We start from the raw sequence: 9501 nt of genomic DNA, 5'->3' as shown, positions 1-9501 counted from the left end.
GACTGCGACTGCGACTGCGACTGCGACTGCGACTGCGACTGCGACTGCGACTGCGACTGCGACTGCGACTGCGACTGCGACTGAAAAAATGTGTTATTTCAAACTCATAAGCAAGAAAAAATAACGGATATCCCTCTTAAAATTAAGAAAAATTTGATCTTTTTTCTTCAAATACCCACGCTTCTGAAAACATTTCACCAAATTATTTCCTTTTAAAAACACTTTTTAAATATACAACTTAAATATACAATGCATTGATTTATAATGATAATGCTTCTTTCTTCATACTGAATACTCCCCAACATCGTAAGATTCTCTCATTTCAAATCCTTTGATCAAAATCATTCTCTTGCTCCATTACAAGTAAGGAAGATGGATAAAATGATTAAAGAAAAAACATCTCTTATAAACGCTCTCAAGGACCAAGAGCTTTTGTAAGACTAAGAGCTAAAATAATATAATGGTGCCAACCGGTACTTTATAAAATAAAGGTGGCACTCCCTAACAGCTTCTGCATTCATGAAAGCCCTTACATTATATTATTCACGGATAACATCGTAAAATGAATTCGAGCGTACTGAGAAACACTTACTTAAACAAGAAATGTAACAATACAATAATATTCTGTTTTGGTTGCTCTGCTTTGCATGAAAAACGCAACCCCATTAAAAAATGAGGGTAATAAAAGCGTGAAGAACTGGAACAGCTCCATGAAAAAAATATTGCTATGAACGCTTTTAAAACGATAAAATCAAATAAAAAGATGGTAACGATAGACGCTCATTTTTACCTTTACGCTCCAAAATGAATCTGTGTTCTCATCAAAGATAAATAAAGCAGATATAATATTTTTCACTCTAATTGGGTATAACATCAAAACGACTCGTACAGTACAAAAACATTTTATTTTCTGTTACATGCTGCTGTATGAGATTTGACTGTCAAACAACATCAAAAACACGATCTTCTTAAATCCACACCCTTCATTTTAATATTGCGCAGACTTTAGAAAAAGCTTTATGGATCGATATCAATTTGAACCAGAATAGAACTGAGCATTTTGGAGTATACCGCTAAGCATTGCCCCCTTATCCAAAGAATATTGCCCCTAAAATAAAAAAAGCAGCAAAAACTGAAAACGATAACGCCCCCGAACCAGAGCCAAAGGCGCTTCTGCTGGTCCCATAACAGAGATATTTTTTCCCGTGGCGCTGCTTAATGCAATGTACATATATCATATTTTGCTGCTTGGATGCTTATTCTGAATAATAAGAAGAGTTCAAGTAAAGCACCTTAAGCAAAAAGACCTTCGCTTTATGCGATACTGGTTTTAGAAAAAGCTTTGCGGATCAATATCAATTTGAACCCGAACGGAACTGGGCATTTTGGGTATACTACTAAGCATTACACGTATAAACCCTTGTATATCAAAAGAGCGCTGTCCTTTCAGCAAAAGCCGAAAACGATAACGCCCCCGAACCAAAGCCAAAGGCGCTTCTGCTGGTCCCATAACAGAGATATTTTTTTCCCGTGGTGCTGCTTGACGCAATGCGCGCGCATAATGTTCTGCTGTTTGGCGCTGTTGTGCCGACACAATCAAAGAGGCAAGCCGCCCATAGGGGGGCAAATGATAATGCTGACGTGCTGCAATCTCACGTGTGTAAAAATCTTCTGGCTGGCATGCAAGTAAGGCTTTGATGACCGGATGATCTGGTTGATAGGTTTGCAATAATCCTAAACTCTTCAATCCCACACGCCCTGCTCTTCCGGTAACTTGAGAAAGCAGCTGATAGGTACGTTCACTTGCGCGTAAATCGCCATTGGCAAGACCAAGATCAGCATCAATAACACCAACCAGAGAGAGCTTGGGAAAATGATGTCCTTTAGCGACCAGCTGTGTTCCAATAATAATGTCTACATCGCCATTGGCAATGGCTTGCAATTCGCTTCGCAACTGCCCAATTCCCCCTTTAAGATCTGTTGAAAGGATCAATGATCGCGCTTGAGGAAAAAGCATCTGTGTTTCTTCGGCAATTCTTTCCACACCCGGTCCGCAAGCCACAAGATGATCTAAGGTTCCGCATTCAGGACAGGCTTCAGGAAGTGGTTCATGATATCCACAATGATGACATTTCAGTTGCCCTTGCGCGCGATGTTCTACCAACCAACTTGAACAATCGTTACAATGAAAACGATGTCCGCAAATTCGGCATAAAGTTAAAGGTGCATAACCACGGCGATTAAGAAAAAGAAGAGCTTGTTCACCCTTATCAAGCGTTTGTTTTAAAGCTCTTTCAAGAGCAAAAGAAATAAAGCGCCCCTTTTGCACCCCTCCTTGACGCATATCAACCACCCGCAACTGTGGAAGTGCGACTTCTTTAAAACGGGATGGTAAATGCACCTTTTGATAACGCCCTTTTAAAACATTGGCTTGGCTTTCAATCGACGGTGTGGCTGAGGATAAAATAACAGGAAAATGCTCAAAAGAGCCCCGAGCAACTGCCATATCACGCGCATGATAAAAAATGCGCTCTTCTTGTTTATAAGCGCTATCATGTTCTTCATCGACAACAATCAAGCCAAGCTTAGGAAAGGGAAGAAAAAGCGCCGAACGAGCCCCAGCCACAACACGCACCCGCCCTTCTGCGACTTGCCGCCAGACGCGTTCTCTACGACGTGGCGTCAAATCAGAATGCCATTCTGCTGCCGCAGCGCCAAAGCGCGCATAAAAACGATCTAAAAACTGCTGAGTTAAAGCAATTTCCGGCAATAAAATTAAAACCTGCTTATCGCCTTTGAAGGCTTGAGCAACCGCTTCAAAATAAACTTCTGTCTTTCCAGATCCAGTCACACCATCAAGCAAAAAAACTTGAAACTGAGAAGATAAAACACCTTCCCGCAATACTGTTGCTGCTTCATTTTGCGCTCCCTGCAACTGAGGAGGACAAAAATCAGGATCAGGCATTTCCACAAGGTCAGGAGCAGGAACCATAACATCTTCGAAAACTCCTAGAGCTTTTAAACCTTCAACAACAGAAACCGAAGTTCCAGCCGCATGTGCCAGACCAGAACGTGTCCATATCTTCTCATCACGCACCAATTCCAAAATCCGTGATCGCGCTGGTGTGAGACGTTCTACATTGCCACCACAATATCGCAAACCCAGCATCTGCGCTTCCGGCTCTAAAGCAGCCGGTACAGACAAAACCAATCGTGCAACAAGACCAAAAGGTGCCATTGTATAGCGACTAACAAAACGCAAAAATGTGATCATTTCTGCCTTTAATGGGGGGCAATCAAAAACATGAAGAAGAAAGCGTAATTTTTCACGCGCCACAGGTGCAGCCCCTTGCCCATCGGCTCTCTTTTCTTCAACGTCCACAACAAAACCGCAAAGTTCACGCCCCATCACCGGAACCCGAACAAAAGACCCAACGTTTACCTCCATAGAAGATGGAACTTTATAACTATAAGGGTGAGCAACAGGAAGAGGAACCAATACGGATACAATCTTTTCCTCCATCATGTTTGAATTCATCTTTTTAACCAATCTACAACCCCTCAAGCACCAACAGGTCTATACGTTATCTTTAAATACTCTTAATTAAAATTCATTGCGGGATTCAATCTTTCCCTCCTATCACAGCACTTTTCTCACAAAAATTCTTTTAAACACTCATTCCATCATCAAAGCACCAACAAAAAACCAATCTCATCCTCTATAGCAAAAAAACCAGCGCCATTCTCCAGTGCAAATAAAGCCCATCTACTATAAACATTCAACATGATATCGTAAGTATACCCCTCCACAACACTATCCCATAGTGCAACTTATTCTTAACACAAAAACTTTTATTTTTTTTGCGCCTCATGTTTCAATTTAATCCTCAATAAACTGATTCATAAAGATAATTCACTTTTTGTATGTTGAATGAGAACCCCTCAATACGATAAATTTTTCTCATTTCAAACCCATCGAGGAACATTTGTAAATCTTTATTAATGAGAGAGAGTACGCCATGTTTTTGAGTACCGGTGGGATAATAGTGCGCAAAACCATCGCAATATTTGTCTTGGCAATATTTGTCTTGCTTCATGCCAAAGCGTGGAAACAATGCGTACATTTTTCAACCTAGTTGAAACTACGCAACAACAATACAAGCAATAAGCCGGTACCAACACACACCTTACCAGCTCGTGGATGTTGCCAACAAGCCCCTTGGCACTTAAAATGATTCATAAAAGGTATTTTCTCTTCTTTTTTGGACAGTTTCACTCTCCACGGCTTTTCCCGTTTATCACCCGCAAGAAAATGATTTTTATTGATTCAACATAAAACAGGTTTAGAACGAGAGAATCTACGATTTTCGGGGTTCTCATTCAACATACAAAAAGTGAATTATCTTTATGAATCAATGCAATGCAGTACAAAAGTATAGGGTTAAAAAATTGTTTATACAGATTTTTATTGTCAAAAGATCTTTCCAATGAAATTTTTAAGACATTAAACGCTATTTTAGCCCATTTTTCTCATCTTCTTATGGAACTTCCAATGATTATAAATCATTGAGGGTCCTCGCCACATTTCAAAAATGAAGATTCTTAACCCCGCCGATCTATAAATAATGTCCTGTACATAATGTTTTGTAAATAATCCTGCTTCCTAAACGGACTTACAACTTCTTTATGTGATTCATATCTCCCTCCTAAAGTAAGCTAATTTATAAGATACAGCTCCTTTCTCTAAATATTTATCAAACTCTCATACAAATCCACGCCCTTTTCGCAACGCAAACCATGAATGGTATAATGATAAATCCACTGATCACCACCATCTTTACGCTTCACAAAGGAGTAAACCAGCACCCATCACATACCTTGCCAGCTCATGAATGTTGCCCCCCCTTAGCACTTGAAACAATTCATAAGAAGCATCTTGAGTACTTTCTGAAATACTTATTCCCCACATTCCTGCCCCTCTTATGACGTGCAAACAAGTGATTTTAATTGATTCAATATAAAGCAAAATACGTGATGAGAAAATCTTTCTGTCTTTGGCGTTATAATTTAAGTTAAACAATTATTTATCATTATAAATCAATATGTTGACCATATAAAATATTTCATGCGTAAAATTTTACATGCCTTCTTCAATGGTGTTTTATTACGACACAATGAATCCATTCGTTTTCATCAAAAATAAGGTTAAACGTACCGAAGGTATCTTATGATGCACACTCAAATATCAAGAGCAATCGCAAATAAGAAATGAGCAAAGTGTGTGATAATGCTAGCCTATTTTCATAAGTATAAAAATACCGCTACGCAAAAATGTTGGTACACAATGAATTCTATACCTTATTACGAGCAACACTATGAAATGGGTGTGAAAACGATAAATCGTATTTCTTTACCGAAAACGAGTATATGATTAACACCATAGCATTCTTGTTCTTTACACAGATATTAATTCTTTCTCTTGCTTTTGCCGTCAACAATAGCGCATAACAAAAAATAGGATAAAAGCTAAAAAGAAGAGGTTAGATATGAAGTTTTTTGTGGATAGCGCCAATATCGAAGAAATTCAAGAGTTACAGAATTTAAGCCTTGTTGATGGTGTTACCACCAATCCCTCTCTTATCCTAAAATCAGGACGCAATATTCTTGATGTTACAAAAGAAATTTGTGCTCTCGTTAGCGGACCTGTTTCTGCTGAAGTTGCAGCAACTCAATTTGAAGACATGATGAAAGAAGCGACTGTTTTAGCAAAGATTGCCGACAATATTTGTATCAAGCTTCCTTTAACACTTGATGGATTAAAAGCCTGTAAAGCCCTCACAGCAGCAGGACTAAAAACAAATCTCACCCTTTGTTTTTCTGCCAATCAAGCCTTATTAGCAGCAAAAGCAGGCGCGACATTCGTTTCACCTTTTATTGGGAGACTTGATGATTGCGGAAATAATGGAAGTGAACTGCTTCATGAAATACGCACAATTTATGATAACTATAACTTTGAAACACAAATCTTAGCCGCTTCAATCCGCACCGTTAATCATGTCAAAGAAGCAGCACTAAGCGGTGCTGACGTTGCAACAGTTCCACCAACAGTCTTAAAAGCCCTGGTCAAACATCCTCTCACCGATAAAGGATTGCAAATATTCCTCGACGACTGGAAAAAAACAGGACAAAATATTGTTTAATGGCTAGAAATTTTATTGGAAAGATCTTTTGAAAGTAACAAAAAGATCTGTTCAGCCAACTCTTCCGCGACACGTTTTTTTGCATCTTCTTCTGCTTGCAGCGTTGCATATTCTTGACGAAGGCGTTCAAAAGATGCATTCATCATTGCTGTTCCTTTTGCAACAGGCATATTTTTCATATCCTGCAAAGTATAAGAAGCTCTGCTCATAACAGTTCCAACAGAAGGTCGTCCCTCTCTCTTTCTATCATAATCAACCTCTATCTGCATCGATTCTCTTGTAAATACGGATGTCTGCAATGCTAATCGATAAGCCGGTAGAGAAGATTTACCCCCATTCCCATACAAAAGAAACAGTAAATGATTGCGCACCATTTGACCAAAACGATCTGAAGGTTCTTCCACAACAATAGAGGCGAGCTTTTGCGCAAGCCCCAAAGAAGCTTGCCCAGAAGCAAATTTTCCATAAGAAGCAGAATTCATCGCCATTGAACTCTGCGACTCCTGACGGTAAAGCGGCTCAACTTTGCATCCACACAACAGTGTGAATACACCAGCTAAAACGATAAGCAGAAAACTTTTAAAGAACGACATTCACAATCCTTTTTGGAACAACAATGATTTTTTTCACGGGCTTTTCAATCAGCTGCGCCTGTACGAAATCTAAAGCCAAAACCGCTTCTTTAATCATCACCTCATCGGCTGTTGCTGCAACAGTCACCTCACCACGTTTTTTACCATTAATTTGCACCGGCAAAGTATAGCTTTCTTCAACGATTAATGCAGGATCATAAACAGGCCAAGCAAGCGTAGACATTAAAGTCTCTTCCCCTAAAGCTGCATGACATTCCTCTGCTAAATGAGGCATCATTGGGGCAATCATGGCAAGAAAAAAATCCATAGCTTGACGTAAAGAAGCTTTCATTTCATCGTCAACACTTTCTATCCTATTTAACAACGGTGCCATAATATTCAAGAATTCATAAAGGCGTGCAATAGCCCGATTAAAAGCGAATTTTTCCAAATCATCTTCTACAGCGTGGAGCGTACGATGGGCTGCTTTTGAGAGTTCCAAAGCCGCTCCTTGATGCCCTGCACAAGGGGATATATCCTTTAAAACAGAAGCACTCAAAGCCACATGGCGCCAAACACGCTGGACAAAGCGATGAGCCCCTTCAACACCAGATTCTGTCCAGATAACATCCCGCTCGGGGGGAGAATCTGACAACACAAACCAGCGCACAGTATCAGCACCATAAGATGCAATAATATCGTCAGGATCAACAACATTCTTTTTTGATTTAGACATCTTCTCAATCAAACCAATCGTCACTTCACTTTGATCGGTTAATTTATAAGCCTGACGCTTTCCATCTTTTTCAACAATCGAAATTTCTGCTGGAGAAACCCAACCCTGTTCATCCCTATAGGTTTCATGCACCACCATCCCTTGCGTAAAAAGCCCCTTAAAAGGCTCATCAACCGTCACATAACCTAACAATTTCATGGCACGCATAAAAAAGCGCGCATAAAGAAGATGCAAAATCGCGTGCTCAATTCCACCAATATATTGTTGCACAGGCAACCATTCAGCGGTTGCGTGTTTGTCAACCGGTTCTGATGCAAAAGGAGCCGTAAAGCGTGCATAATACCAAGAAGAGTCAACAAATGTATCCATGGTATCGGTTTCACGTTTGGCAGGTTGACCACAGGAAGGACAAGTAACATTTTGCCATGTTTCATGCCGCGCAAGAGGATTTCCTGGTTGATCAAAAGTAACATCATCCGGCAACACAACCGGTAAATTAGCACGCGGAACAGGGACAACCCCACAAGATGTACAATGGATCATGGGAATGGGGCACCCCCAATAACGTTGCCGCGAAATCCCCCAATCACGCAAACGAAATTGCACTGTTTTCTTCCCTTGCGGTTGCCCATTGAACATTTGTTTCTCAAGCCTTTTGGCTGCTTCTTCAAAGGCTTGTTGGGGTGTTAAACCATCCAAAAATCTAGAATTAATCATCACCCCATCACCAACATAAGGCGCTTCAGGTGTGACAAAATCTTCTTTCTCAACTCCTAAAGGCAAAACCACCGGTTTTATTGGAAGGTCATATTTACACGCAAAATCGAAATCTCTCTGATCATGAGCAGGACAACCAAAAACAACCCCTGTTCCATAGTCCATAAGCACAAAATTAGCGATATAAACGGGAATATGCACCGTTGAATCGAAAGGATGAACAGCCAAAAGGGGCGTGAGAAACCCTTGTTTTTCAGCTGTTTCAAGAGCTGCCGTTGTCGTTCCACCACACCGACAATTTTCAATAAAATCACTCAACGCTTTGTCTTTTTTTGCCAAAGCTCGTGCAATAGGATGATCAACAGACAGCGCTAAAAAGGAAGCACCAAAAAGTGTATCAGGGCGCGTTGAATAACAAACAACCTCATCAAATTTTTCACAAACATCACCAGCATCACCTGTCGACTTTAAAGCCCAACGAATCAGCAAACCTTGTGATTTTCCAATCCAATTTTTTTGCATGGTGCGAACTTTTTCAGGCCATTGGTTCAGCTCTTCAAGCCCAGCCAAGAGATCTTCACTAAAGTCGCTAATTTTGAAAAACCACTGGGTCAACTCACGTTGTTCCACCAACGCACCAGAACGCCATCCCCGTCCATCAACAACCTGTTCATTGGCCAAAACAGTATGATCAACAGGGTCCCAATTCACCTTAGCCACTTTACGTGCTACCAACCCCTTTTGATAGAAATCAAGGAACAACATTTGTTGGCGGTGGTAATATTCCACATCACAAGTTGCAAATTCACGCGCCCAATCGAGTGAGAGCCCTAATTGTTTTAATTGCCCGCGCATGACCGCAATATTTTGATAAGTCCAAGTTTTAGGGTGCACTTTATTTTGCATAGCAGCATTTTCAGCCGGCATCCCAAAAGCGTCCCACCCCATGGGATGAAGCACATTAAACCCCTTTGCGCGTTTATAGCGTGCAACCACATCTCCCATGGCATAATTGCGCACATGCCCCATGTGAATACGGCCAGAAGGGTAAGGAAACATCTCTAAAACATAATATTTTTCACGAGCATCTTCTTGGACAGTCTGAAAAATTTTCTTTTCATCCCAAATTTCTTGCCATTTTTTTTCTCTCGCACGTGGATTATAGCGTTCACCTATCTTATAATGCTCAATCGTCATTCCCATTATACTCTTTTAATAAAACAGAACCAAAAACTTGTTTTATTATGCTTGATCATGGATTAACCTCATCGTCAAC

General features: G+C 40.4%; 5 protein-coding genes and 1 pseudogene. 1 reads left to right on the top strand and 5 read right to left on the bottom strand.

What is annotated here, in order from left to right; all coding sequences use genetic code 11:
* Nucleotides 1–1017 precede the first annotated feature (1017 nt).
* The 3 genes and pseudogenes from ACFIML_RS05380 to ACFIML_RS05370 all read right to left on the bottom strand — a co-directional run.
* Nucleotides 1018–1201, bottom strand: a pseudogene (locus ACFIML_RS05380) (hypothetical protein); the annotation flags it as partial.
* Between the two features lie 129 nt (nt 1202–1330).
* A complete protein-coding gene (locus ACFIML_RS05375) occupies nt 1331–3538 on the bottom strand; it encodes a primosomal protein N' (protein WP_375687593.1) in 2208 nt (735 codons plus the stop codon).
* Nucleotides 3539–3687: 149 nt separating this feature from the next.
* Nucleotides 3688–3810: a hypothetical protein gene (locus ACFIML_RS05370; RefSeq protein ID WP_375608608.1), complete on the bottom strand. Its 123-nt coding sequence runs from the start codon at nt 3808–3810 to the stop codon at nt 3688–3690.
* A 1736-nt stretch (nt 3811–5546) separates the two neighbouring features.
* Here ACFIML_RS05370 and fsa point away from each other — a divergent pair.
* Complete coding sequence (fsa, locus tag ACFIML_RS05365) at nt 5547–6200, top strand: fructose-6-phosphate aldolase (RefSeq protein ID WP_375687574.1); 654 nt, start codon at nt 5547–5549, stop codon at nt 6198–6200.
* On the opposite strand, the gene ACFIML_RS05360 is transcribed toward fsa, so the two are convergent.
* A complete protein-coding gene (locus ACFIML_RS05360) occupies nt 6197–6793 on the bottom strand; it encodes a hypothetical protein (protein ID WP_375687572.1) in 597 nt (198 codons plus the stop codon). The genes fsa and ACFIML_RS05360 overlap by 4 nt on opposite strands.
* The gene (gene leuS, locus ACFIML_RS05355; protein WP_375687591.1) at nt 6780–9422 is read right to left on the bottom strand and encodes a leucine--tRNA ligase; all 2643 of its coding nucleotides are present in this window, start codon (nt 9420–9422) and stop codon (nt 6780–6782) included. Before leuS ends, ACFIML_RS05360 begins: the two co-directional genes overlap by 14 nt.
* Nucleotides 9423–9501: the final 79 nt, after the last annotated feature.

It is taken from the genome of Bartonella sp. AC62GZZY (assembly GCF_042196525.1).
GTDB lineage: Bacteria > Pseudomonadota > Alphaproteobacteria > Rhizobiales > Rhizobiaceae > Bartonella.
The sequence above is the reverse complement of the archived record's forward strand: the minus strand, read 5'-3'. Positions and strand labels throughout refer to the sequence as shown.